The 24,708-nt window shown below is 72.6% G+C and carries 26 protein-coding genes; 13 read left to right on the plus strand and 13 right to left on the minus strand.

The window, feature by feature from the left end:
- Window positions 1-13 precede the first annotated feature (13 nt).
- On the minus strand, window positions 14-940 hold the full coding sequence (gene bla, locus ACRYRX_RS12475; protein ID WP_432512255.1) for a class A beta-lactamase: 927 nt from the start codon (window positions 938-940) through the stop codon (window positions 14-16).
- A 77-nt stretch (window positions 941-1,017) separates the two neighbouring features.
- Between bla and ACRYRX_RS12480 the strand changes: the two genes are divergently transcribed.
- From ACRYRX_RS12480 to ACRYRX_RS12500, 5 genes are read left to right on the plus strand one after another with little or no spacing between them, the layout of a single operon-like run.
- On the plus strand, window positions 1,018-2,151 hold the full coding sequence (locus ACRYRX_RS12480) for a sensor histidine kinase (protein ID WP_432512256.1): 1,134 nt from the start codon (window positions 1,018-1,020) through the stop codon (window positions 2,149-2,151).
- The gene (locus tag ACRYRX_RS12485) at window positions 2,148-2,774 is read left to right on the plus strand and encodes a response regulator transcription factor (RefSeq protein WP_432512257.1); all 627 of its coding nucleotides are present in this window, start codon (window positions 2,148-2,150) and stop codon (window positions 2,772-2,774) included. The genes ACRYRX_RS12480 and ACRYRX_RS12485 overlap by 4 nt, the downstream gene beginning before the upstream one ends.
- Entirely contained in the window at window positions 2,771-3,508 is a 738-nt protein-coding gene (locus ACRYRX_RS12490; protein WP_432512310.1) for an SDR family NAD(P)-dependent oxidoreductase, read from the plus strand. The genes ACRYRX_RS12485 and ACRYRX_RS12490 overlap by 4 nt, the downstream gene beginning before the upstream one ends.
- Window positions 3,509-3,550: 42 nt before the next feature.
- Entirely contained in the window at window positions 3,551-4,342 is a 792-nt protein-coding gene (locus tag ACRYRX_RS12495; RefSeq protein ID WP_432512258.1) for an SDR family NAD(P)-dependent oxidoreductase, read from the plus strand.
- A gap of 27 nt (window positions 4,343-4,369) precedes the next feature.
- Entirely contained in the window at window positions 4,370-4,996 is a 627-nt protein-coding gene (locus ACRYRX_RS12500) for a class I SAM-dependent methyltransferase (protein WP_432512259.1), read from the plus strand.
- Between the two features lie 117 nt (window positions 4,997-5,113).
- On the opposite strand, the gene ACRYRX_RS12505 is transcribed toward ACRYRX_RS12500, so the two are convergent.
- Window positions 5,114-5,335: a hypothetical protein gene (locus tag ACRYRX_RS12505; protein WP_432512260.1), complete on the minus strand. Its 222-nt coding sequence runs from the start codon at window positions 5,333-5,335 to the stop codon at window positions 5,114-5,116.
- A gap of 317 nt (window positions 5,336-5,652) precedes the next feature.
- Here ACRYRX_RS12505 and ACRYRX_RS12510 point away from each other — a divergent pair, with 317 nt between their 5' ends.
- Window positions 5,653-5,808, plus strand: coding sequence for a hypothetical protein (locus tag ACRYRX_RS12510; RefSeq protein ID WP_432512261.1), 156 nt, complete (start codon window positions 5,653-5,655; stop codon window positions 5,806-5,808).
- Between the two features lie 49 nt (window positions 5,809-5,857).
- Complete coding sequence (locus ACRYRX_RS12515; protein WP_432512262.1) at window positions 5,858-6,388, plus strand: GNAT family N-acetyltransferase; 531 nt, start codon at window positions 5,858-5,860, stop codon at window positions 6,386-6,388.
- Between the two features lie 293 nt (window positions 6,389-6,681).
- Here ACRYRX_RS12515 and ACRYRX_RS12520 read toward each other — a convergent pair whose 3' ends face one another.
- From ACRYRX_RS12520 to ACRYRX_RS12535, 4 genes are all read right to left on the minus strand, one after another.
- Window positions 6,682-7,281, minus strand: a complete 600-nt coding sequence (locus ACRYRX_RS12520; protein ID WP_432512263.1) for a hypothetical protein — start codon at window positions 7,279-7,281, stop codon at window positions 6,682-6,684.
- 173 nt (window positions 7,282-7,454) lie between these two features.
- Window positions 7,455-7,961, minus strand: coding sequence for a DUF1648 domain-containing protein (locus ACRYRX_RS12525; RefSeq protein ID WP_432512264.1), 507 nt, complete (start codon window positions 7,959-7,961; stop codon window positions 7,455-7,457).
- Between the two features lie 272 nt (window positions 7,962-8,233).
- Window positions 8,234-9,184, minus strand: a complete 951-nt coding sequence (locus tag ACRYRX_RS12530) for an SDR family oxidoreductase (protein WP_432512265.1) — start codon at window positions 9,182-9,184, stop codon at window positions 8,234-8,236.
- Window positions 9,185-9,288: 104 nt separating this feature from the next.
- Window positions 9,289-10,047, minus strand: a complete 759-nt coding sequence (locus ACRYRX_RS12535; protein ID WP_432512266.1) for a DUF3159 domain-containing protein — start codon at window positions 10,045-10,047, stop codon at window positions 9,289-9,291.
- 206 nt (window positions 10,048-10,253) lie between these two features.
- Here ACRYRX_RS12535 and ACRYRX_RS12540 point away from each other — a divergent pair, with 206 nt between their 5' ends.
- Both ACRYRX_RS12540 and ACRYRX_RS12545 read left to right on the plus strand, forming a co-directional pair.
- Complete coding sequence (locus tag ACRYRX_RS12540) at window positions 10,254-11,096, plus strand: helix-turn-helix transcriptional regulator (protein ID WP_432512267.1); 843 nt, start codon at window positions 10,254-10,256, stop codon at window positions 11,094-11,096.
- A 496-nt stretch (window positions 11,097-11,592) separates the two neighbouring features.
- The gene (locus tag ACRYRX_RS12545) at window positions 11,593-12,573 is read left to right on the plus strand and encodes a hypothetical protein (RefSeq protein ID WP_432512268.1); all 981 of its coding nucleotides are present in this window, start codon (window positions 11,593-11,595) and stop codon (window positions 12,571-12,573) included.
- Between the two features lie 193 nt (window positions 12,574-12,766).
- Here the strand turns inward: ACRYRX_RS12545 and ACRYRX_RS12550 are convergent, their stop codons facing one another.
- From ACRYRX_RS12550 to ACRYRX_RS12560, 3 genes are all read right to left on the minus strand, one after another.
- Complete coding sequence (locus ACRYRX_RS12550; RefSeq protein WP_432512269.1) at window positions 12,767-13,102, minus strand: hypothetical protein; 336 nt, start codon at window positions 13,100-13,102, stop codon at window positions 12,767-12,769.
- Window positions 13,103-13,274: 172 nt separating this feature from the next.
- The gene (locus tag ACRYRX_RS12555) at window positions 13,275-13,715 is read right to left on the minus strand and encodes a grhN (RefSeq protein WP_432512270.1); all 441 of its coding nucleotides are present in this window, start codon (window positions 13,713-13,715) and stop codon (window positions 13,275-13,277) included.
- 55 nt (window positions 13,716-13,770) lie between these two features.
- Entirely contained in the window at window positions 13,771-14,247 is a 477-nt protein-coding gene (locus ACRYRX_RS12560; RefSeq protein WP_432512271.1) for a DUF6157 family protein, read from the minus strand.
- A gap of 484 nt (window positions 14,248-14,731) precedes the next feature.
- On the opposite strand from ACRYRX_RS12560, the gene ACRYRX_RS12565 reads away from it, so the two are divergent.
- Window positions 14,732-15,181: a hypothetical protein gene (locus ACRYRX_RS12565; RefSeq protein WP_432512272.1), complete on the plus strand. Its 450-nt coding sequence runs from the start codon at window positions 14,732-14,734 to the stop codon at window positions 15,179-15,181.
- A gap of 149 nt (window positions 15,182-15,330) precedes the next feature.
- Here ACRYRX_RS12565 and ACRYRX_RS12570 read toward each other — a convergent pair whose 3' ends face one another.
- A complete protein-coding gene (locus ACRYRX_RS12570; RefSeq protein ID WP_432512273.1) occupies window positions 15,331-15,984 on the minus strand; it encodes a hypothetical protein in 654 nt (217 codons plus the stop codon).
- A 593-nt stretch (window positions 15,985-16,577) separates the two neighbouring features.
- Between ACRYRX_RS12570 and ACRYRX_RS12575 the strand changes: the two genes are divergently transcribed.
- Complete coding sequence (locus ACRYRX_RS12575) at window positions 16,578-18,071, plus strand: hypothetical protein (RefSeq protein WP_432512274.1); 1,494 nt, start codon at window positions 16,578-16,580, stop codon at window positions 18,069-18,071.
- A gap of 97 nt (window positions 18,072-18,168) precedes the next feature.
- On the opposite strand, the gene ACRYRX_RS12580 is transcribed toward ACRYRX_RS12575, so the two are convergent.
- Window positions 18,169-18,774 (minus strand): hypothetical protein, encoded by a 606-nt coding sequence (locus ACRYRX_RS12580; protein WP_432512275.1) that lies wholly within the window; start codon window positions 18,772-18,774, stop codon window positions 18,169-18,171.
- Window positions 18,775-19,410: 636 nt separating this feature from the next.
- Between ACRYRX_RS12580 and ACRYRX_RS12585 the strand changes: the two genes are divergently transcribed.
- Together ACRYRX_RS12585 and ACRYRX_RS12590 are read left to right on the plus strand one after the other, a co-directional pair.
- The gene (locus ACRYRX_RS12585; RefSeq protein ID WP_432512312.1) at window positions 19,411-20,061 is read left to right on the plus strand and encodes an ANTAR domain-containing protein; all 651 of its coding nucleotides are present in this window, start codon (window positions 19,411-19,413) and stop codon (window positions 20,059-20,061) included.
- Between the two features lie 431 nt (window positions 20,062-20,492).
- Window positions 20,493-22,469, plus strand: a complete 1,977-nt coding sequence (locus tag ACRYRX_RS12590; RefSeq protein WP_432512276.1) for a SpoIIE family protein phosphatase — start codon at window positions 20,493-20,495, stop codon at window positions 22,467-22,469.
- Window positions 22,470-22,858: 389 nt separating this feature from the next.
- Here ACRYRX_RS12590 and ACRYRX_RS12595 read toward each other — a convergent pair whose 3' ends face one another.
- Together ACRYRX_RS12595 and ACRYRX_RS12600 are read right to left on the minus strand one after the other, a co-directional pair.
- On the minus strand, window positions 22,859-23,521 hold the full coding sequence (locus tag ACRYRX_RS12595) for a response regulator (RefSeq protein WP_432512277.1): 663 nt from the start codon (window positions 23,519-23,521) through the stop codon (window positions 22,859-22,861).
- A complete protein-coding gene (locus ACRYRX_RS12600) occupies window positions 23,518-24,702 on the minus strand; it encodes a sensor histidine kinase (protein ID WP_432512278.1) in 1,185 nt (394 codons plus the stop codon). Before ACRYRX_RS12600 ends, ACRYRX_RS12595 begins: the two co-directional genes overlap by 4 nt.
- Window positions 24,703-24,708 lie beyond the last annotated feature (6 nt).

The raw sequence follows: 24,708 nt of genomic DNA on the forward strand, positions 1-24,708 counted from the left end.
GCGGCGCGCCCCCTCAGCCCAGTTCCGCCACGACGGCCTCCGTCGCCGCCGCCAGCAGGGCGTCGTCCGGTTCGGCGGCGGCGTCGGCGCGGTCGGTGAGGACCGCCAGCACCCACGGCGCGCGGCCCCCGGCCGGCCAGACGACCCCGATGTCGTTGCGGCTGCCGTGGACCCCGGCGCTGCCGGTCTTGTCCCCGACCGTCCAGCCCCGCGGGACCCCGGCCCGGATCAGCCCGTCCCCGGTGGTGTTCCGCCGCAGCCACTCCACGAGCTGCGCGCGGTCGGCCGGTTCCAGGGCGTCGTCCACGGCGTAGGCCCGCAGGGTCGTGGCCAGGGCCTGCGGGGTGCTGGTGTCCTCCACGTCCCCGGGGGGGACGTCGTTGACGTCCGGCTCGTCGTGCTCGACCTCGGTGGTGCCGTCGCCCAGCGCCCGCAGGCGCGCCTCCAGCCCGGCCGGGCCCCCCAGCCGGTCCAGCACCACGTTGGCGGCCGTGTTGTCGCTGACGGTGACGGACGCCTCGGCGACCTCCCGCAACGGCAACCCGGACCCGACGTGCTGCCCGGTGACGGGGGAGTGGACGACCAGCTCGTCGGCCGCCCACGTCACCACCGCGTCCAGCTCGGCCTCGGTGGTCGCGGCCAGCAACGCCCCCGCGGCGAGGGCCTTGTACGTGGAGGCGAACCCGAAGCGCTCACCGGCGCGGTGGGCGACGGTCCGCCCCGACCCGGTGTCGACGGCGAACACCCCCAGGCGGGCGTCGAACTCCCGTTCCAGCTGCGCGAACCGCGCCCCGGCGACCTCGGCGGTGGGACCGGCGGGCGAGGTGACGGTGCCCGCCGGGGCGGCGGGCGCCTCGGCGGGGGCGGTGTCGTCGGCGGGGGCGGACCCGCACCCGGCGAGGACGAGGACCAGGGCGGCGAACGGCAGGGCGCGTCTCACGGGGCCAGCCTCCCGCCCCGCGCCCGCGGCGTCGACGACCGGCCCCGCGCGCGGCGGCGTCTGGCAGAGTCGCCCCCGTGAACCTGCTGGGCCGCTGGCGCGCCGCGGACGACCCCCGGCGCGTCGAGCTGTACACCCACTGGTCGCTGGTGCCCGCGGTGTTCCTGGCCCCGCTGGTCGTCCTCGGGGTCGCCATCGGGGCCGACCGGGCCGCCGCCTGGACCGCGGCCGCCGCCTCCTGCGCGCAGGCGCTGGCCGTCGCCCCCGCCCTCAGCCGGGTCGTGCTGCGCCGGCCCTGGAGCCGGCCGGTCCTGGCGCTGTGGATCGCCGGGTCGGTGCTGGCGTACGCGGTCGGCGTCGTGGCCCTGCGCGGTGTCCCGGCCGTGGACGCCGCCGCCGCGGCCGCCGCCGTGGTGGCCGTGATCCCGCTGGGGCGGTACCGGTTCCGCCGCTACGGCCCCGTCGTGGTGCTCGTCGTGGGCGCCGCGAGCGCCCCGCTGGCCGGCGACGTCCTCACCGTCGTCCTGTACGTGCTCTACGGCCTGTTCTTCGCCGCCGTCCTGCAGATGTCGCTGTGGCTGCTCGACGTCGTGCGCCGGCTCGCCGACGCCGAACGCGACCGGACCCGGCTCGCCGTCGCCGAGGAACGGCTGCGGTTCGCCCGCGACCTGCACGACGTCGTCGGCCGCGACCTGTCCGTCATCGCCGTCACCAGCGACCTCGTCGCCGAGCTCGCCCGCCGCGGCCGCCCCGAGGCCGCCGACCGCGCCGAGGAGGTCCGGCGCATCGCCCGGCACTCCCTGGAGGAGATCCGCGCCGTCGTCCGCGGGTACCGCGCCGTGGACCTCGCGGTCGAGCTCCAGGGGTCGGTCGCCCTGCTGGAGTCCGCCGGGGTCGCCTCCGTCGTCGAGCACGACGCGGACGACCTGCCCGAGCAGGTCCGGTCCGCCGCGGCGTGGGTGATCCGCGAGGGCGTCACCAACGTCGTCCGGCACAGCAGCGCGACGTGGTGCCGCCTGCGGGTGCAGCGCCGCGGCCGCGAACTCGTCGTCCGGCTGGAGAACGACGGCGTCCCGGCCCCCGGACCCGACCAGACCCCCGGATCGGGGCTGGGTGGCCTCGCCGAACGGCTGCACCCCCTCGGCGGCCACCTGCGCACCGAACGCGGACCCGGCACGTTCACCCTCGAAGCCCGACTGGAGATCGCGTGACCACCACCGTCCTGCTCGCCGACGACGAGCACCTCGTCCGCAGCGCCGTCGCCGGGCTGCTGGACCTGCAGGACGACCTCACCGTCGTCGGGCAGGCCGCCAGTTGCGCCGAAGCGCTCGCCGTGGCGCGCAAGGAGGAACCCGCCGTCGCGGTCCTCGACCTGCAGATGCCCGCCGGCGCCCCCGGCGCCCCCGCCGACGGCATCGCGCTCGCCGCGGCCCTGCACGCCGAACTGCCCGGCACCACGACGCTCCTGCTCACCAGCCACGGCCGCCCCGGCCACCTCAAACGGGCCCTGGAGGCCGGCGTGCGGGGTTTCCTGCCCAAGACGTCGTCCGGTCAGGTGCTGGCCGACGCGATCCGCACCGTGTCCGCCGGTGGCCGCTACGTCGACCCGACGCTGGCCGCCGACGCCATCGCCGCCGGCGCCAGCCCCCTGACCGCCCGGGAGGCCGACGTCCTGGAACTGGCCGCCGACGGCGCGGGCGTGGAGGAGATCGCGCTGAAGGTGTCGCTGTCACCGGGGACGGTGCGCAACCACCTGTCGTCGGCGTCGGGGAAGCTGGGCGCGGCGAACCGGCACGAGGCCGTCGCCGTGGCGCGGAGAGCGGGCTGGATCTGATGAACCCCGTCCTGGTCCTGGGTGGACGCAGCGAGATCGGGCTGGAGGTCGCCGAACGGCTCGTCCGGGCCGGAGCCCGCACCGTCGTGCTCGCCGCCCGCCGGTCCGCGGAACTCACCGCGGAGTCGGCGCGGCTGACCGCGCTGGGCGCCACCGTGGAGACCGTCGAGTTCGACGCCGACGACCTCGCCGCCCACGAGGCCGTGCTGTCGGCGGTCGTGGCCCGCCACGGCGCGCTCGACGCCGTCGTCGCCTTCGGGGTCCTCGGCGACCAGACCCGCGCCGAACGCGACGTCGCCCACGCCCTCGCCGTCGTCCACACCGACTACGTCGCCCAGGTCAGCGTCCTGTCGCACCTGGCGAACCTGCTGCGGCCGTTGCGGTCCGGGCGGATCGTCGTGTTCTCCTCCATCGCCGGGGCCCGGGTGCGCCGCGCGAACTACGTGTACGGCTCCGCCAAGGCCGGCCTCGACGGTTTCGCCTCCGGCCTCGCCGACGCCCTGCACGGCAGCGGTGTGCACCTGCTGCTGGCCCGGCCCGGTTTCGTCGTCGGGCGCATGACGACCGGCATGTCCCCGGCGCCGCTGGCCTCCACCCCCGCCCAGGTCGCCGACGCCGTCGTGGCCGCCCTCACCGCCGGCCGCGGGACCGTCTGGGTCCCGGGGACGCTGCGGGCGCTCGCGGCGGCGATGGCGGTGACCCCGCGCGCGGTGTGGCGGCGCGCGCCCCGCTGAGTTCGGCGCGCGACCGCGCGGTGGCGTGCCTACCGTGGCCCCGTGGACCTGGGACTGCGGGGGAGAACCGCCCTGATCACCGGCGCCGATTCCGGGATCGGCTGGCACACAGCACGTCTGCTCCTGGACGAGGGCGCCCGGGTCGCCGTCACCGACATCGGTCAGGACGCCCTGGACGCGGCGGCGGCCGAGCTGCCCGGACCGGTGACTGCCGTGGCGGCCGACCTCACCGACCCCGCGGCCGTCGACCGCCTGCATCGGGAGGTCGTCGCCGCCGTCGGCGAACCCGAGATCCTCGTGCACGCAGCCGGCGTCACCGGGGCGCAGGGGCTGTTCCACGAGATCGACGACGACGGCTGGCGTTCCACGCTGGACACCGACTTCCTCGCCGCCGTCCGCGTGGTCCGCGCGTTCCTGCCCGGGATGCGCGGCGCGGGCCGGGGACGGATCGTGCTGCTCGCCTCCGAGGACGCCGTGCAGCCCTACCCCGACGAACTGCCCTACTGCGCGGCCAAGGCCGCCGTCCTCAGCCTCGTCAAGGGGCTGTCGAAGACGTACGGCCGCGAGGGGATCCTCGTCAACGCCGTCTCGCCCGCGTTCATCGCGACCCCCATGACGGACGCGATGATGGAGCAGCGCGCGCAGGAACTGGGCGTCGGGGTCCCGGAGGCGATCGAGAGCTTCCTCGACGAGGAGCGGCCGTCCATGGAGCTGAAGCGGCGCGGGGAACCCGACGAGGTCGCCGCGGTCATCGCCTTCCTCGTCTCCGACCGCGCGAGTTTCGTCACCGGCAGCAACTACCGGGTGGACTCGGGGTCCGTCGCGACGATCTAGGCCCACCCGGCGCTCGAGGTCTCGTCGGTGGCCCTGGGTAGCGTGCGCGCGGTGAGCTCCCGCGACGTCCAGCAGGCCTACTCCTCCCTCGCCCAGCAGTACGTCGACCTGCTGGGCTCGGTGGAGACCGTGCACCGCGAGGACCTGCGGCTGATCGAGCGGCACCTGGCGCACCTGAGCGGCCCGGTCCTGGACCTGGGCTGCGGTCCGGGGCACCTGACGGGCCACCTGCACGCCGCAGGGTGTGAGGTGGTGGGCATCGACCTGGTGCCGGAGTTCATCGTGCACGCGCGTCGGACCCACCCGGGCGTCCCCTTCGAGGTGGGATCGCTGACCGACGTGACCCGCGCGGACGCCTCCGTGGCCGGGGTGCTCGCCTGGTACTCCCTCATCCACGTCGAACCCGGGCGGCTGGCCGGTGTCCTGGGCGGCATCCGCCGGGTCCTGGCGCCCGGCGGGGCACTGGTCGTGGGTTTCTTCGAGGGTCCGGTGTGCGAGCCGTTCGAGCACAGGGTCACGACGGCGTACCGGTGGCCGGTGGACGAGATGGCCGACCTGCTGGGGCCGGCCGGTTTCGCGGAGGTCGAACGCTCGCAGCGGCCCCAGGAGGGCGAACGACGCCCGCACGCGGTCCTCGCCGTCCGGGCGGTGTGACGGCCGCAGGGGCGGACCCGGTCTGCGACACGACCGCGAGATCGCAGCCGGCCGTGGCCGCGCCCGTGTCGCGGGACCACCGAGCACGTGCTCGAGGTGGTCGTCGTCACCGAGGGTTCAGTCGAGGTGGCCCGTCTCGGGGTTGATCCCGGCCGTGGAGTCGGCGATGGCGTCACGCACCTCCTGCTCGTCGACGGGTGACCCGTCGGAGGTCTGCGAGGTGAAGCCGTAGCCGGGGTCGGGACCGGAGAGCCAGTCGAAGTCGTAGCAGCCGGGGGTGCCGGGTCGTTCCTCGACCACCCAGTCGCGCCCGTCGACCCTCAAGCGCCGGGGAGCCACGGTGATCATGGTGGCACTCCCGTCGTCGACGGTGGTGAGCCGGGACTGACGAAGACGTGCGCTGACTCGGAGGAGCAGGCGTTCGAGGTCCAGGAACGCTCGACGAGGGCCTCGTGCCCCGAGCCGGGACACGACGGGCCGTGCGAGATCCCGTGGTCCAGTGCGGTGGTGCCACCCGCGGTGGTCGATGAGGGCGATGACCGGTACGACGGGTTGGTCACGCGGGCGAGGATCGAGGGCACCTGCTGAGTGCGGGGCAGGCACCGCGCGGGACGACCGTGAGATCGGTGGAGACGCCAGACTGCTGAGGTGGCTGCGTGCAGACCGTCCTCGCGGGAGGCCAGCTGGACCGGGAGGCCGTCGCCGAGGCGGGGTTCCTGTTCGACGGTCTCCACCGGACGGGGTGGCGTCGAGGGGAGACCGCGGCGTGGCGTCGGGTGCGGGACCTGCTCCTGTCCAGACGATCACGCTGATCGCGAGATGACCGTGACGTCGGTCTCGACGCCCTCCTAGGGTCGCAGGATGAGGGAACTGACGACGGAGCGGCTGCTGCTGAAGGCTTTCACCCCCGACGACGTCGAGGCGGTGCACGCCTACGCCGGTGACCCCGAGGTGTGCCGCTACACCGACTGGGGACCGAACACCGCGGCCCAGTCGCAGACCTTCGTCGACGACGTGCTCGCCGCCTCCGCAGCCGAGCGGGCCGACTCCGTGACGTGGGCGGTGACCGTCACCGGTGACGGAGCCGGGGCCGTGGTGGGGGCGTGCTCGGTGACGATCACCAGTCGCGAGCACCGGCGCGCGGCGATGGGTTACGTCCTGGCCCGGGCGCACTGGGGTCGGGGTTACGCCACCGAGGCCGCGGCCGCGGTGCTGCGGTTCGCCCGCGAGGACTGGGGGTCGGCGCGGGTGGAGGCCACGTGCCGGCCGGGCAACGTGGCCTCCCAGCGGGTGCTGCGCAAGATCGGGATGCAGCAGGAGGGGCTGCTGCGTTCGCACATGCTCATCCGTGGGCGTCGTGAGGACAGTCTGCTGTTCGCCGCGGTCGGCTGAGCGGACGACCCGCAGCGCGGGGCGAGCGGGCACCTGACGGACCGGGTGAAGCGCCGTGACACCGGGAATGCCGCTGCCCGGCGACGGCTCGTGGAGGGTGGTCGTTCCGCTGCACGTCCCCGGGCCTCACCTCCAGCCGCTTCGAGCGGCCTCTCGCCGAGAGGCGGCTGCCGAGCCGGCCACCACGTCGCGGCCGCCGGGCTACCGGGCTCGGCGGCCGTCGTGCGTCCTGAGCGGGGTCGCGTCGCGGTGAACGTGGGATGACCGGACGTACCTGCGGTTGAGGCCAGATGTCACGAGTAGTGCGGCGGTACTCGCGTGGGATCGGCGGGGACGACGTCCAGGTGCGGGTGGGCCAGCAGGTCCTCGATCGCGGCGGGTGCGGCGGCGATGCCGGCGTAGTGCGGGTCGACGTCCTTGGTCAGGCACCAGGCCCGGTCCTCGGGCCACACGAACGCGGGGGTGGGCAGCCACCACCCCTGACCGGACGACCGCAGCACCGGGCGCCACTGCTCCTGGTCGCCGAGAGCGTCCAGGGGGCCGTGGAAGAGGAAGAAGTCGCGGTCCGGCACCACCCAGGCGGGTTTGGCCGGTCCCTCGGCGGGGAACACCCCCCAGCCGTCCCACAGCCCGAAGAAGCAGGATCCGGGGGTGCTGGTGTGGGCGCGCAGGACGTCCGCGGCCGCGCGCAGCTGCTCGATCTCGGGAGGGGGGTCACCGGTGGTGAGGACGTCACCTTCGTGCTGGTCGGGCCGTTCGGGGTCGGGGATGAAGCGCAGCCGGGCGTAGCGCTCGAAACCGTCGGGGCCGAGGCAGACCAGCCGTCCCCAGGACAGGTCCGTGCTGTCGATCCACGCGGCCGCGGAGACGTCGCTGCACAGGGTCACGCTCACTGGGCTCACCCTGCCGCACCCCGGGGGCGGAGGTCTTGCTGCTTTCGCGGCAGGACCGTGCAGGTGGTCGTGGAGTGAGGAGTCGATCACCTGGACTCAGCACGAGAGTGGCGTCGTCAGCGGTCGTCGCGCGCGTACCGCGCGATGACCGTGAGGTCGGTCGGGGTACCTCATCAACGCTCAGGCAGTCGGTAGCGCCTCAGAACCATGAAGGCCACGTAGCCGGCCATCGCCACCAGCCAGGCGCCGAAGGCGAGGAAGAACCACCACGGCAGGCGGTCAGTGCCGCTGCGGGTGGCGTCGACGGTGGAGAAGGTGAGCGCGGTGTTGAGCAGGGCCATCGCGCTGCCCATCCACAGCAGGTCGGTGCGCAGGCGGCGTCTGACCTCATCCTGCAGGCCCGCCTCAGCCCAGCGCTGCTTGCCGGGCAGGTTGATCCACTCCCAGGACACCTTCGGCACCTGCCAGGCCAGCACCGCGAACAGGGCCGCCAGACCTGCCGTGATCGCAGCTTGGGAGGCGACGGCGCCGGTGCGGGTGCCCCAGTCGTCGGCTGCGCCGTTGGCGCCGAAGTGGGTGGGTACCCGCTCGGGCAGCAGGGTCGCGGAGACAGCGACGGCGATGAGCGCCAGCGCCGTGGTGATCGTGAAGGTCAGCACAGCGAGGGTGGGGCGACGCATGGAGCGACGCTAGCGACTCGTAGTACCGCGCTGGTGGCGACCGCCCGGAGATCGTCAGAACCGCGACGTCGTCGGCCGCCGGCGCCCGCGCGCGCACCGCGGGACGACCGTGAAGTCCTGCCGCGTCTTCCGCGGACCGCCACGACGCGACACCGTTGAGGCACCTGGTCCGCGAGCTGGCGCAGGTGAGGGACCACCCACCTGGCAGTCGGTCGCGCAGAAGCGGTGGCTTCGTCGCTGAGCACCCCGCGATGACGGGATCGCGTCCACTCCTACGCTGAGGCAGCGGTGGTGAAGGACACCCCGGCCAGCTCCTGGGACACGGTCCAGACGCGGCCGGCTTCGGCTCGGTCGCGAAGGGGGCGGTACAGCGGCTGCTCACCGGGGCCGCCGCCCAGGTTCCCGGGCCCGGTGGGCCCGTACAGCCGTCCACCCCGAGCCTGCGGTGCGGTGGCGGCGTAGAGGGCCGGGAGCTGGGCGCTGTCCACGGTGCCGACCAGGACGCCTGCGCGGGAGAGCCGGCGGATGACGGCGATCTGGGGGGTGTTGCGTTCGCGCTGCAGTTCGGGGCGGGCGGCGAGCAGGCTGGTGGGTGCGACGCCGGGGTGGGTGAGGTTGCTGGTGATGCCCCAGCCCCCGGCGTGGCTGCGGCGGTCCAGCTCGAGGCCGAACAGGCCGAACGCGATCTTGGAGGACCGGTAGGCGTGCATGCCGCGGTAGCTGTTCTCCCAGTTCAGGTCCGGCCAGTTCACCGAGCCGCTGCGGGCGGCCACGCTGATCTGGGAGGTGACCCGGGCCCGGCCGGCGCGCAGCAGGGGCAGCAGGTGGGCGACCAGGGCGACGTGGCCGAGGTGGTTGGTGCCCAGCTGCAGTTCCAGCCCGTCGGCCGTGGTCTGGCGCTGCGGTGGGGTCATGACCCCGGCGTTGTTGACGAGCAGGTTGATCGGGGCCCCTTCGGCCTGCAGGCGGCGACCGAGAGCGGCGACCGAGGACAGCGAGGACAGGTCCAGGTCGTGCAGGGTGACCTCGGCCGCGGGGTGCTGGTCGCGGATGCGGGCCAGGGCGGCCTCGCCCTTGGTGCGGTTGCGCACGGGCATCAGCACCTCGGCGCCGGCGCCGGCGAGCTGGCGGGCGATGCCGAAGCCGATGCCGTCGCTGGCTCCGGTGACCAGAGCACGGCGCCCGGACAGGTCGGGCAGGGACAACTGGGGAGTGCGAGGCATGACGTTCTCCTACGGTCGAGGGTGGCGGTCGTGGGGATGCAGGGAGGTCGAGCGCGGCGACGTGGTGGACGGGGAGAGTTCCGGGGGAGTGGTCCGGTGGGCGGCTAGTGGGCAGCGCCGGCGTTGGCCGGTGCGTCGGCGCTGCGGCGGGCCAGGACCACGGTCGCGGCGAAGTGCAGGGCGAAGCTGGTGGTGGACACGACCTGCACCACCACCAGGGCTGCCGGCTGGTCGGCGAGGTAGAGGAGGACCCGGGCGAGGAGGGTCAGCCCCGCCAGCCCCAGACCCACCAGCGTGCTGGCGGTGTACAGCCGCCGCAGCCCGCGGTGGGTTCGCCACGTGCGCGGCCCACCGGAGAGCGGGTTGACGATCAGGCCCATCAACGGGCGCCGGGCGAGCAGGGACCCGGTGTACGCCAGGACGAACAGCACGGGCACCACCATCGCCGGCAGGAAGAAGTCCCGGGCCTGCCCGGTCACCGATGCGACCCCGGCGCACACCGCGGCCACCACCAGCCCCGCCGCTGCGGCCCCGGCAGGTTCCCGCCGGGCCAGGCGCACGACGCAGGCGGCCACCGCGGTGACCAGCAGGGCGATCAGGGCCGGCCCGAGACCGGCAGCGGCTTCGGTGATGACGAAGGCGGTCGTGGGGGCTGCGGCCGAGATCAGCCCGACCGGTCCACCGACGCGCTGGAGGGCTCCGTCCACCGTCGTGCGGGTCAGGGACCGCTCCGCGACCTCGTCCAGGCCCAGGACGCGTCGGGTGGTGGCGCTGGGACTGGCGACCGGCCGCCGGGGGCCGGTCGGGTGGCCCGGGCCGGTGTGCTCGAGGAGTTCGGCTCCGGGCGTGGCTCGCTGGGTCACGGGTCCTCCTGGGTCGGGGGCGGTGAGACCAGCCTCAGCCAGGGTCCGCGGTCGCATCCAGGACCTGCCGATCCACCCCAGCGACCGGCGCCGGTTCCACGGTGAGGTGACCACGGTCGGGGAGGAGTCGTGAGAGGGGGATCGTCAGGCCGTGGCCGGCGTCGACCGCAGCAGGTAGGAAGGGCGCAGGACGGCGAGGGAGAACCATGGACATCGACAGGACGGGACTGGCGCAGTTCCTGCGGCAACGGCGCGAAGCCCTGCAACCGCAGGACGTCGGCCTACCCCGCGGGCAGCGGCGGCGCACCAACGGGCTGCGGCGCGAGGAGGTCGCCGCCCTGGCCCACATGTCGACGGACTACTACGCCCGGCTCGAGCGCGAACGCGGGCCGCAACCGTCGGTGCAGATGATCGCCTCCATCGCCCAGGGGCTGCACCTGGGCCTGGACGAGCGAGATCACCTGTTCCGCCTGGCCGGGCACCAGCCGCCGCCGCGCGGCGCCCTCAGCGAGCACGTCAGCCCCGGACTGCTGCGCATCCTGGACCGGCTGGGAGACACCCCCGCGGAGATCGTCACCGAACTGGGGGTGACCTTGCGCCAGACCCCGATGGGCGTCGCCTTGTCCGGCGACGCCGCCCGGTGGACCGGCCCGGCCCGCAGCCTGGGCTACCGGTGGTTCACCGACCCCGGGACCAGAGCGCGGTACGCGCCCGAGGACCACGCGTTCCTGTCCCGGTTGTACGCCTCGCACCTGCGCGAGGTCGTCACCCGCCGTGGGCCCGGCTCCCGGGCTGCTGAGCTGGCCGATCTGGCCCTGGCGGAGTCGGAGGAGCTGCGCCGGTTGTGGGAAATGCACGAGGTGGGCGTCCGCCCCGATGACGTCAAGCGCTTCGTGCACCCGTCGGTGGGTCAGATCCAGCTGCACTGCCAGACGTTGCTGGACCCGCAGCAGTCGCACCTGCTGCTGGTCTACACCGCGGTCCCCGGGACGCGGGACCAGGAGAAGCTGGAACTGCTCTCGGTCCTCGGTGCGCCGTCCGGGAGTTGAGGCGACGTCGCGCCGGCTGACGGACGAGGCGGTCGCGCCGGGATCGCGGCGCGCCCACCGGGTCCGCCCCGCTCCGGTGTGCGCCTGCGAACCGGGATCGACAGCGGTCTTGGACCCGCTGCGGAGGGTTCACCTCAGCGCCGGTGCCTGGGTGCGTGTGGAGTGCCGGACCTCTGATGGGCGTCGGGTCACCGCATCGAACCCCGTCCATCGTCCGGAGGTCGTGAGCAGTTCCTGAACGACTCCGCACCAGGCGACCGGCCGCACCACCGAGACCTCGTGGGCGGTGTCGTGACTGAGAGTCGCGGCGCCACGACCGAGCGCGAGGCGTGACGGCCGGCTCGGCGGGCTTGAAGCTTCACCCGGTGCTGCGACACCCTGGGCGGGCAACGGCCAGAGGGGGGCGCGTGGACGCGGTCGACGATGACCAGGTGCGCAACGCCGCGCAGTGCAGCACCGGTCACGACCCCGACCGCCCGGCTGCAGGAGTTTCCCCGTGCTGACCGTGCGCGGGGTCTGCTACCTGGTGGACGGCGCAGAGCCCGGCGACGTCGACCGGGACCTCACCGTGATCAGCCGTGAGCTGCACTGCAACGCGGTGATGCTGATCAGCAACGACCCCCAGCGCCTCGTGTCGTGCGCGCGCAGAGCGCTGGAGCTGGGCCTGGCGGTGTACCTGCGTCCCGACGCCACCGATCTGCGGCCCGCGACGATGCTGAACCGGCTGGCCGCTGCCGCCACGGCCGCGGAGGCGCTGCGCGTCGAACACCCGCACCGGGTGGTGCTCCTGGTGGGTAGCGAGTTCTCCCACACCGTCTCCGGGATCGTTCCCGGTCCGCGGTCGTTCATCCGCCTCCGCCTCGTCGTGCGCCACCGCCGCATCCTGCGCCGCTGGCTGCACCACCGCCTCAACGCCCTGCTCGCCCGATCCGTCGCCGTCGCCCGCGAGCACTTCCGCGGTCCGGTCACCTACGCCGCCGCGGGGTGGGAAGAGGTCGACTGGGCGGTCTTCGACCACGTCGGGGTCAGCTTCTACCGCTCCGCCCGCAACCGGGACGGCTACCGGGAACGTGTGCGGGCCCTGGCCCGCGATCACGGCCGGCCGCTGCTCATCACGGAGTTCGGGTGTGGAGCGTTCGTCGGCGCGAATGACCGCGGCGCCGGTTCCTTCCACGCCGTCAACTGGTTCAGCGACCCTCCACGCATCGACGGCGACCTCCCTCGCGACGAGTCCGTGCAGGCGAGCTACCTCCGTGAACTGATCGGCCTCTACGACGCCGAGGGAGCCCGTGGCTGCTTCGTCTTCGCCTACGCGATGCCCGGCTACCCCCGCAGCCAGGACCCCGCCGCCGACCTGGACAAGGCGGGCTTCGCCCTGGTCGTCGACGTCGATGGTGTCCTGGTGCGCAAGCAGGCGTTCCAGGCGGTTGCCGAGTGCTTCTCCGGAATGGCTGGTCGCCCGCCCTGCACGCCGTGAGCTCAGGTGCCGCCAGTTCAGCGCCGGTGGCTGCGCGCCGATCGGTCCCGGTAGCTCTCCAGCCACGTCGATGTGCGTCGACGGTCGAAGTCACGTGCCCTCGATCACCCACGCACCGAGCACGACCGTGATGTCGCGGGCCGCGGCGGCAGCGCGCACAACGCGGGATGACCGGTAGGTCAGAGGCTTGCCCTCAACGACCGCGGCGTTGCCGCAGGGGCCGGTCGTCACCGTCGTGGGCGTAGCTGATCTCGATGTCGGGCAGTTCGTTCTGCAGCTGGTAGGCCAAGCCCAAGCCCTCGTCTCGCCAGGCCCGCACCTGCTCGGCGTCGAGCCAGTCGTAGCCGGTCTCCTCCAGAGCGTTGGAGCGCTTGTTCCATCTCCGCAGCTGCTCGACGAGCACGTCGCTGGCACCGAACTCGGTCGGGTCGACGGGACCCATGTGGTCGATGTCGCCGTCCCAGACTGGATCCTGCTCGACCCACTCCGCCACCACCCGCAGGGCGACGGGGCGGTAAGGCTCCTCCATCTGACGATCATGGCATCCGGCGCTCGGCTTCAGGGCCGAGGCAGTGGGGCGTAGGAATCCGCGACAGCGGTGATGTACCGCCGCTTGGTCATCGACAAGACCGCGACGTCGTCGGCCGCCAGCGTCAGCGCGCACAACGCGGGGTGACCGTGAGGTCCCCAGGACTTCGGACTCAGGCCAGTACCAGCACGCTGCGTCGTGCGGCGAGCTCTTCATCGCTGGGGTCGTACCCGGCAGGGATGGCCATGGCGATCTGCGCCGGGGTGGTGCCCGCCGCGAAGGCGGCACGGAAGAGGGCACCCACCTCGGCGGGGTCCTCCACCAGGTGCACCTGCACCGCGCTCAACTGCCCCGCGCTGAGCAGTTCTGCGGCGGCACCGCCGCGGAAGTTCAGCCGCCACGGTGCGTCGGTGAAGACCAGGCGTTGTCCGGCGACCTCGTGCACGCCGACGGGAACCTCGAAGCGCCGGCCGCTGCGCCGGCCGGTGACTTTCAGCACCGCCACCGGCAGGCGTGCGCCGAACCGGGTCAGCATCAGGCGCCGCACCAGGGGGTTGGCGATGTGGTGGGTCAGCCAGCGCGGTGGGCGCCGGTCCTGGATGTGCGGGCTCACGATCGTCCTGTCCTGCGTTGCCGCGGTGGAGAGCCGGTAGGGGGTGGGGGCGAGTTCAGTCGGCGCGTCGTGAGCGCATCGCCCTCAGCTGGGTCAGGGAGGCGTCCTGGCTCAAGCGGGCGTACTCGTCCGAGTCCACGGGGTGGGCGGTGATGCGGCCCTGGTCGTCGTAGTGCAGGCCCCAGCCGTAGGTCTTGCTCAGCGGGGAGGCGCGCAGGCAGGCGCGCGGCTGGACGAAGTACTCCGCGAACATCCGCTGCAGCTCCTCGCGGGGCAGGTCCTCCAGGGCGTCGACGTCCTCGCGGGAGCGGAACACCGGTGAGGAGGCCAGCAGCACCTCCTCCTGGGTGTAATGACCCGGGCGCGTGGTGAGCATCGTGTGCTGCAGACCGGCCACGGTAGGTTTTCCGCCGCGTGCGGGTGGTGTCTCGCCGGTGCTCGCCCGGCAGTCCTCGGCCACGGAGATGAAGGTGCCGCGGTAGCCCATGCCCGTTCCTATCGCGTCGGACCGACACTGCGGTAGGGCGGACATCGGCAAGACTGCGACGTCGTCGGCCGCCAGCGTCAGCGCGCACAACGCGGGATGACCGTGAAGTCAGGGGCCTCAGCGGTACGTGTCGTCCAGGCGTTGACGCCAGAGGCGACCTCCGACGGCACTGAAGCCGCCGATGCACCCACCGAACAGCACCCCCCGCACCCACCACGGCCATCCAAAGCTGTCTGAAAGCTCAGCGACCAAGACCGCCGTGACCACCGCCGCGACGAACCACGGCCAGATGCGGCGCCGGTTCGATCGGGCACCAGGTTTGCCTTCGTCTGTCACTCGTCAACCCTTCCAGGCAACGCACCCCGACGGAAGCTGCTTCGCTGAGGACGCGCGGAATGACAATCGGGCGGCGGGATGACCGTGACGTCGAGCACGAGGTGTCGACGGCTGGTGCCCAGAGCGTGCCTCCGAGGTGGAGCCTTTCCTCGTCGACTGCGGACAGTCACCTCGTGGTGCTACACCGTGGAGGGTGAAGAAGCCGCTCCTGGTCAGCCCCCTCATCACGGCTGTCGCCGTCCTCACCGCGTGCGGCGGACCTCCTGCAGATACGCAGCCGTCGGGTGCGGCCTCGGTCGGCGCGGACACCACCCCCGAGGACGTGGTGCGCAGCTACCTCGGCGCTCTGCAGGAGGACGACGAGTCCGCTGCGGTGTCGCTGACGACCGCTCCGTACTCCGAACGCGACAGCTGGGCCGGTGACCCTCCGAGCATCGAGGACGTCGAAGTCCTCGACGCGGTGGCGGAGTCACCGGAGGGCACCGCGGCCGAGGGGCGGTACGAGCAGGCGGTGTACGTGCCGGTGAGGTTCACCCTGCACGGTGCGGACGAGAGCATGCCGGACGGTCCCACCGCGTGGGGGTATCAACTGGTCCGCAACACCGACGCTGAAGCGTGGAAGATCGCCGACGCCGGCATGTGAGGACGTCGGTGCCCGCTGCGGCACGCGGGGGACGGCACGGTCGGCGTAGTCGCTCCACGGTGGTCTACCGCACTGAGCGCGAGACAACCGTGCGCGCACCGCGGGATGACCGTGCGGTTGCTTGGACCGGCGCACGGCAATCGCCACGACTACTCACCAGGACGAGTTCGCAGAGCCGGGTCCACCCAGCCGTCGGCTGCGTTGTAGTAGATCCAGCGCCAACCTGAGTCGCGCAACACCTGCGCACGTCGCTGGAAGTCCTCCTCGTCGATGGCCTCCAGGTGGCCGGGATCCATGACGCCCTCGTGCTCGAAGATCCCCTCGGCGTCCACCCAGTGCACGATGGCGTGCTTCTCCGAACTGCTCAGGACGGTGCCCGGGTGCTCCGGCTGAAGACCCAGGTGGTCGGTAGCCTGCTGGTCGCCGATCCACTTCACCCGGGTATCGGGCAGGAACGGGTCGTCCGGACCGATCCAGCGGTTCTGGGTCCAGGCGGCGCGCACGTCGCGCTCGCTCAGGTCGAAGCCGGGCCATCGACTGCGCAGCTGGTGCGCGGCCTGCTCGTACTCCTGCTCGGAGATGCGTTCGACCCAGTGGGGGTCGAAGCGGCCGTCGTAGCGGCCGATGCCGGGGACGTCGACCCAGTCGATGACGGCGTGGGTCTCATCGGCGCACAGGAGCTGCCCGGGGTGGTCTGGTTGCAGGCCGAGCCGGCGGGCGAATTCGTCGGGTCCGCGCCAGCGGACGTGGTCGAAGACGTTGAGCTGGTCAAGGCGGTGGTAGTCGTGGACCGTGCCGCTCACGGTGCTCCTTTGCCGTCTCGGCGTAGCCGGGCAGCGGGCGCTGCCGCTCACCAGGTGGACGACCTGATCACGGTAGCTGCGGTGGGCCGTGGAGTGCCATCTTGACCTCGGTCATCGACAGATGCGGGCGTTCTCGACCAGCCGTGATCGTGCGCTGAGCGCGGGATGACCGTGCGACTAGATCAGGGGTAGAGCCTGCGACAGGACGACGAGGGACATGGACACGACTCCCAGCTTGTGACCTGTCGTCCAGCCCTGCTCCCCGCGCCGTCGCCGCCGTTTGACGTCGACGAGGGAGACGACGATCAGAGCGAGAGCACCGACGATGAGCACGACGTTGCCCCAAGGCCGAAACATGATCTGCATCCTCGCTGGTGCGCCGTGCGAGGGCACCACACGGCGCGCATGTGAGTGACCGGTCATCGGCGATATGCGGGTGATCATCGTGCTCGACTTGCATCCGGACATCGGCAAGTCCGTGACGTCGCCGCCCGCCCCTGACCGCACGCTGTCTGCGGGATGACCGTGAAGTCGTCCCGCTGGCCGCTCCCGTTCGCGATGATCGTTGGATGCGGACGCTACGGCCGGACCGGATGATCGTCACCTCATCAGGGGTCTGGGTGCTGGACGAGCGGCAACCGGTGGCGGCGGTCCTCGATCCGGACACCGGGGCGATGCGCCGACTCGTCTCATGGGCCCAGCTGCCCCCACCACCTGCCGGGGAGGACGTGGTGGTCTGCGCCGACGAGGACGGGTTGTGGGTCCAGCACTCCCGCCTCGGCCCGCTGGTGCGAGTAGACCTGGACGGGGTCGCCACCGCGGTGTGGACCCAGGGCCTGGTCCTGGCCGCAGCTGGCTTCGGAGGCGCGTGGTGCACCTCGCCACCCCCGGCGCAGGAACTGGTGCACGGCGCCAGGGCAAAACCGGTCACCTTCACCAGCGGCGCGACCGTGGCTCGGGTGGGACCCGACGGCACGGTGCGGAAGGTGTTCACGGACGCCCCGGTCAGTGCGCTGGCCACCACCGAGGACGCGGTGTGGGTGCAGCTGGACGTCGAGCCGGCGGTGCTGCGGAATCTGGGTGGGGAAACCTACGAGGTGAACTGGTCCAGCCGCTGGGTGCCGCTGCCCTGGGTCGGGGACCTTCCGCAGCGGATCGAGGCGGCGAGCGGGCAGCCGCAGCTGCCCTCGACCGCGGCAGCTGTTGACCTGGGCCGGATGGGGTACTGGTCCGGCTACTCCTACGACCCGCACGCCGATGCGGACAGCGAAGAGGTCGTGAAGGCGGCCGGATCGTTGTGGCGGATGGGGTGGGAGCCGGATGCGCAGGACGAGTCGGGGGGCCGCCGTCCTGGCCGGTTCGTCGCTGCGGCCTTCGCGGTGCCGGATCCGCTGGTGAAGCCGGATCCGCGGGTGGATGAGCCCAGCACCGAACCGGTACGGGTCTTCCAGATGGGCAGCTATGGGATCACTGCGGCGGCCGGGGTGGGCGAGCACCTGGTGGTGGTGGCCGGCGCTCCGCCGCCCTCGCTCGAGCCGACCCCGGGCGGGCCAAAGACAGGTGGTTCAGAGGCGGGCGCGTCGCAGGCGAGTGGGCTGCAGGCGGGCGGGCCGGAGGCGGAGAGGCGTGCAGGACGGCGGGAGCAGTCCTCACCATGCGTCGTGGCGCTGCAGCCGGGCACCGGTCAGCTGCGGCTGTGGTTGAGCGGGGACGAGGTCGACATCAGCGATCTGTGCTGGCCGCTGCTGCCCCAGCCGTTGGACGCGGACTCCTATGCCCAGCAGGTGCTGGCGTCGTGGAGCCGGATGGACCACTACTGGCGGGGTCCCGATGGGTGGCACCCGTTGACGACCGGGGTCAGCGGCAGTCGGGCGCGGTTGGTCGGGGACTGGCCGGCGACGCGGGTGGAGTTCACCTTCGACTACGCGCCCCGTCCGGGGGTGCGGTTGCGGCGCTACATCGCCTTGTTCGATGAGCTGGGGGCCATCGACAACCCCGAGTACGCTGATATCGGTTTGATGGAGGACCTGGACACGGAGCGGGTGCCGCCGCTGGAGGATGCCCGCGACGGCTTCCTCGACATGTGAGGCGCTACGGCTTGGAAGATTGCGGACCGCGCGGACGGCGGGATGACCGAGCGTTCGCTCGACGCCACGGGTGGAGGCTGCTGCGTTGCATCGGCGCTCAACCAGAACAGGACCACGGCCCGGTAGCGGAGCCGGCAGGAAGTCGCAGGGCAGCACTCTCACCGTGCCAGGTCAGCTCGTAGCGGTCCGCGCCGAACATCCGGCTATCGCTACCGCGGTAGCCGACCCGCCGTGCGCGATGCTCCCCCGCGGGCGTGACGTACACCGTGATCGTGCCATCGCCGTCAAAGGAGTCGCTCTCCTGGACCACGATCCGGCAACCGTCAGCGCTGACGGGGTGCAGCACGTGGAAAGCGTCCCAGCCATCCAGCCACGCGACGAACAGGGTCAGCGGGAGCGCGACGATCAGTACCAGGACGGTCAGCACTCGAACCCCGGCTACCCGTACCCGGTGCCTGTTCCGGGGTAGTGCTCCGCGGCGGGTCAGCACGATCCTCCAACGGGTTCCCACGACGAGGAGTAGCAGGCCGACCCCGGTGAGGGCACCGACGGCGTTGGTGCGACGCGGCACCCAGGACCCGATGACCCAGACGTCATCCCAGCCCATCGTTGTGCTGGCAACGACAGTGGATCCGATCAGGCTGATGATTCCGAGGCACCACAGCCAGGTAGCTGATCGGCTGGGGACGAAGGTGCGGCTCACCCCACTCATGTTCGGTGCCAGGTACCTCTAGAGCGGCTGGTTCTGTCAGACCCCCGCAGGTGCACACAAGCCCTGCACGAAAGCCGGGCGTCTGCCGTCGACACGGGTGAACGACACTGCCTACGGCATCGAAATGGCTTAGCACCCCGCGGTCTGCGGGATGACCGTGAGGCCGCGCGCGCCGCGGGAAGGTCCACCGCCGGGTCCGGTCGACGACCAGCCGCTCAGGGCGATCACTGGTGAGGTCGGGTGGTCGTCGGTGGGTCCTCGTCCTGCTCGACCCGGGCTGCTCGACCCCGGGCTGCTCGACCTTGGACGACTTCGAGGGTTGGAGCTCTACACTCGTGGCGCTGCACCGCCGCCTGGGGCCCACCGCGCCAGGTGGGTGCGCGTGACCGACCGGGTCGAGACGGCGGCCCTCGCAGCACCGCACTCGCTGTGGGGGCGGTGTCCCCGATGGGGCACGGGTGCACCCCTTGCTCGGAGACCAGGAGACGGAAGGGCCCGCCCGTGCCGCAGACACCTGACGCCGCTTCCGCCCGTGCCCCCGCCGAGGCCACCCGCTCGGATCCTTCCGGACGCGGGGGCCGTGACCTGCTGGAGCCGGAGCGCGCCTTCGCCGAGCTGGGCCGTCTCGTGGTCGGTGAGACCCCGCTGGGGCAGGTCTTGACCCGCGTGGCTGAGCTGGCCAGGGCGTGCGTGCCCGGAGCTGAGGAGGTCTCGGTGACCGTGCTGGAGGACGGCCGGGCCCACAGCGCGGCTTTCACCGGTTCACTGGCCTCCGCCTTGGACGAGCGGCAGTACGAGGCCGGCTTCGGCCCGTGCATCGACGCGGCTCAGTCCGGTCAGACCATCCGCGTGGATGACACCACCGATGAGCAGACCTACCCGGACTTCGCCGCCGCCGCCGCCCGCCAGGGCGTGCGCAGCACCGTCTCGGTGGGCATGCCCATGCCCCAGCGCCTCCTGGGCGGCATCAACGTCTACCGCTTCGAGGACACCCCGCTGGACGAGGACGCGGTGCGCTTGCTGCAGGTCTTCGCCGGCTACGCCGCCGTGGCGATCGCCAACCACTCCCTGTACGCCTCCTCCGTGGCGCTGAGCGCGAACCTGCAGGCCGCGATGCAGAGCAGAGCGGTGATCGAGCAGGCCAAGGGCATCCTGATCGCCAGGCTGCACTGCAGCCCGGAAGAGGCCTTCGCCCACCTGGCCCGGCAGTCCCAGCACACCAACCGCAAGCTGCGCGAGATCGCCGAAGAGCTGGTGCGCAACTCCGCCCACCCTTGAGCCGGCCCGGTCGGCCCCGGGTCGTCCCCGGGTCGTCCCCGGGTCGTCCCCGGGTCGTCCCCGGGTCGTCCCCGGGTCGTCCCCGGGTCGTCCCCGGGTCGTCCCCGGGTCGTCCCCGGGTCGTCCCCGGGTCGTCCCCGGGTCGTCCCCAGGTCGTCCCCGGGTCGTCCTCGGAATCCCGGCGGGCACCCGGGGTCGTCGAGCAGGCCGAGGGAGGCGTGGAAGACCGGAGGTGTTCACCGACGCGTGACGGTGTCTTTGGAACGCGGAGCCCGGTGTTCGTGGTGCGGGTCCTGCAGCGGCACCGGGCTTCGTGGCGGCACCGGGCTCTGCGGTAGTGCGGGGTGCGCACGAGCCGTCGTGGCGTGAAGGTGCTAGGCAGTGTTGAGAAGTGTTGGGACGGGCTGTGAGTCGGAGCGTGGGAGGTCGGGGTGGAGGACGCCGGGGGCCGCGCTGTGTTCGGCGACGTGCAGGCGGCGGCGGACGCGTTCGAGCGCCTGCCGGTGATCGCTCTGGTGACCGAGGGCCCGGACTTGAGGTTGGTGGCCTACAACGAGGCGGCGCGGGCGATCACGGCCGACCGCATGCGGTACGGCGAGCCGGTGTTCGACGCGTTCGCGTTCGAGCACGTGGGGCAGGGCTGGGCGGACGCGTACGCACCGCCGACCCTCACCGGTACGACGATCAGGAGGGACGAGCACCGGATTCAGCTGCAGCAGCCGGACGGGTCGGTGACCGAGGTGTTCGTGGACGCGGTGTTCCTCCCTCGGCTGGACGAGCAGGGCCGCCCGCGCGGGACGGTCGTGATGGCCCGCGACGTCACCGACCGCGTGCTCGAGCGGGCCGCGCTGCTGCGTGAGCTCGAGGAACTGCGGGAGCAGTACGCAGCGGTCAGGGGCAGCGTGCGGGCGATGCAGCGGGCGCTGCTGCCCGACGCGGTGCCGGTGCTGCCCGGCTTCGACGTCGCGGCCCGCTACTTGCTGTCCTCCGACGAGCAGGCCGCCGGCGGGGACTGGTTCGACGTCGTGCCGCGCGGGGACGGCTCGGTGGTGCTCGCGGTGGGCGACGTCGTCGGGCACGGGCAGCGCGCCGCCGTGGCGATGGGACAGCTGCGCAGCGTCTTGCTCTCCCACCTGCGCGCCGGAGCTGGGCTCCAGCCGGCCCTCGACGCCCTGGACCGCTTCGCCGCCACCGTGCCCGACGCGCGCCGCGCCACCGTCTGCCTCGTGCTCGTGCACGGCGACGGCAGCTTCGAGTACTGCACCGCCGGCCACCCACCACCGTTGGTGCTCGGTGCTCGTGAGGGTGAGGGCAGGTACCTGGAACCCTCCGGTTCCGGACCGCTGGCGACGGGTGCGCGCTTCGCCACCGCGCGGGATGCGCTGCTGCCGGGCGAGTCGCTCGTGCTCTACACCGACGGGATCGTCGAGCTGCCGGGGGTGCGGCCTTCGCGCGCACCGATGGAGCTCGTCCAGGTCGCCTCCGCCGCCCAGCACAACACGATCATGCCCGCCGGCGCGCCGCGCAGCCCTGCGGAGCGCATCTGCAGCCTGTCGATCGAGCTGCTCACGCGCCGGCACGGCCACGCGGACGACATCACGCTGCTGGCCCTGACCCGCGGCGTGCCCCCGGCCGACCTCGACGTCGAGCTCGACCCGGTGCCGGCCGCGGTGCAGGTGGCCCGGCAGGCCGTCCGGTCCTGGCTGGAGCCGTTCGACGCCGGGGCGCAGGACGTGTCGGTGCTGCTGCAGGCCGCGACCGAGCTGGTCGCCAACGTCTGCGACCACGCCTACCTGGGCCAGGACGCGCACCCGTTCCGGCTCACGGCGCGGCTGGGGCCGGCCGGTGTCGTCGTGCTCGAGGTCGTCGACCGCGGCAGCTGGAAGCTGCCCATCGTCACATCGGGCCGCGGCCGCGGCCTGGCGATGCTGCGCCAGATGCTCGACCGGCTCGTCCTCGAGCCGTCCCCGCAGGGCACGAGCGCCCGGGTGGTGCACCACCTCACGCGTCCGGCCGGGCTGCTCACCGGCCCCGGTCAGCCCACCCGGGCGAAGACCACGTCGAGGACTCAGGAAGCGTCGGACCCCGAGCACTTCGACGTCTGGACCCAGGGTGGTCCCGAGCCCCGGGTCAGCGTCATCGGCCCGGTGGACGGTGCGACCCGGGACGAAGCGGCCAGTCACCTCGAACTGGCCCTCACCGAGGCGGCCGACGTGTTGCTGGTGGACCTGACCGGGGTCACCCTGCTCGCCAGCGGCGGCGTAGACCTGTTGTTCGGCCTGCTCGAGCGGGCCCAGGCCCACGGCGTCGAGGTCGACCTGGTCGCCCCCAACGGTTCGCCTGCCCAGCACGTCTTGAGTCTGGTCGGCCTGCCCCACCGACCGGACCCGGTGCCGCGAGCGACCTAGCTGGACCGCTCGGAGAGGTCGGTCGATCGGGTCTGCCCCCGCGGTCTCGTCGACTCTCGTCGGCAGGGGCTCTCAGCCCGCCTACGTGCCCCACCTGGTGGTGATTCTCCTGCACGACGCTCGTGCTGCTGGTGAGCGGTCGCACAACGACCATCGATGACGGTCTGCACTTCCGATGCCGGAGCTGACCACCTGCTGAGCGAGGTCCGCTTCTCGACATGAGAGTGACGTCGTCAGCGGTCGTCGCGCGCGTACCGCGGGATGACCGTGAAGTCGTAGGTGGCCGTGATCGACATCACCGTGCGGTTCTCGGTGGCGCGTTCCGCTGAACGTTCACTGCTGCTGGTGGTGTCCGGTGGGCGCAGCGGCCTCGCGCCGCGGCGAGGGCTTCAGGCGTCGCCGGGGACCGCGTGGCCGCTCTCGTACGCGTAGACGACCAGCTGGGCGCGGTCGCGGCAGTCGAGCTTGGTGAGCAGGTGGCTGACGTGGGTCTTGACCGTGCCGTAGCCCAGGTGCAGGTGCGTGGCGATCTCCTGGTCGGAGAGTCCTCGCGCGACAGCGCTCAGGACGCCGCGCTCGCGCTCACTGAGCCCGTCGGTGCCGGCAGCGGGCCGCCCGGCGGGCAGGGCGCTGAAACGCTCGATGAGGCGCCGGGTGATCCGTGGGTGCAGCAGCGCCTCCCCGGCTGCCACCACCGCGATGGCTTCGAGCAGCTGCGCGGGGCGGGTGTCCTTGAGCAGGAAGCCGCTCGCGCCCGACCTCAGGGCCTCCAGCACCAGGTCGTCGCCGTCGAACGTGGTGAGCACGATGACCCGGGTGTCGTGGCACGCCGGGTCGGCGAGGATCGTGCGGGTGGCGGAGAGCCCGTCCAGGACGGGCATCCGCACGTCCATCAGCACGACGTCAGGAGCGCAGCGCCGGCACAGGGCGATCGCTTCCAGCCCGTCCCTCGCCTCACCGACCACCTCCACCTCGCCCGCTGACTGCAGCAGCAGCAGCAGGAAACCCGCCCGCACCAGGTCCTGGTCGTCGACGACGGCGACGCGGGTCACCGGCGCGGGCCCCGGGGCAGGGTGGTGTGCAGCCTGAAGCCGGCGCCGTCGCCGCCGTGGGTGAAGCTCCCTCCCACCAGCGCCACCCGCTCGCCGAGGCCGGCCAGCCCGTGGCCACTCCGGACCGTTGAGCTGGTGCGCTGGGGACCCGGGTCCGCCACGTCGATGTCCAGCCCCCTCGGGGTGGTGTCGATGGTGACGGTGGCGGTGGCGGCCGCGGAGTGCTTGACGACGTTGGTGAGGCCCTCCTGGACGATGCGGTACGCCGTCAGCGAGACCACGGATTCCAGCTCAGGCAGCTCGGGGGGAACGAGCAGTTCCACCTCGAGCCCTGCGGCGCGCACGTCGCAGATCAGCGCCGGCACGTCGCCGACGCTCCGGGTGGGGGTGCGTGACCCCCCGGCGGCTTCGGTCCCCTCCCGCAACAGACCCAGCATCGAGCGCGTCTGCTCCAAGGCCTGACGGCTGGTGTCGGCGATGACCTCCAGCGAGCGCTGGGCGGCATCGACGTCGGTGCGGATGACGTGGGCACCGACACCGGCCTGCACCGCGATGAGCGACATGCTGTGGGCCACCACGTCGTGCAGTTCGCGGGCGATGCGCAACCGCTCCTCGGCGACTGCCACCTCCAGTTGGTCGCGCTGCTGGCGCCGTCGCGAGCGGATGGCGTCCCCCAGCGCCCAAGCGGCTAGGAGCAGGGCCAGTGACTGGAGGAGGTCCGAGGTGCCGAGGTCCGGGACGTTCAGCAGCGCCAGCACCAGGAAGCACAGCACCCCCACGCCCAAGCCCACCAGGGCGTCGCGCCGCCGCCCGTGCGCCGCCAAGGAGTAGAGGCTCAGGAGCAGGAACACCGACAGAAGACCGATGTAGTGCCCTCCGACGCTCACCACCACGCCGGCCACGAGGAGGACGGCGTAGGACGTCACGGGTCGTGTTCTGCGCCAAGCCAGCGCCCCCGCTCCTGCCGCCGTGGCCAGGACGGCGAGGAGGTCCGGGGACTGCAGGCGGGGGTCGATCGCGGCACGATCAGCGCCGAGCAGTGAAACCAGCGCCGAGCCTGCCCCGGCGATCCCGAGGACGAGGTCGAGGTGGGGCCCCAGGCGTCGTGAGGCTTCCGCCCACCCGCCCTGCCGGCCCGGGGTCGGTGCTGGACCCGGGGCCTGCGCTGACCGTGCCGTCATGGCGGG

The sequence above is a fragment of the Kineococcus lubricus genome (assembly GCF_050871965.1).
Taxonomy (GTDB): Bacteria; Actinomycetota; Actinomycetes; order Actinomycetales; family Kineococcaceae; genus Kineococcus.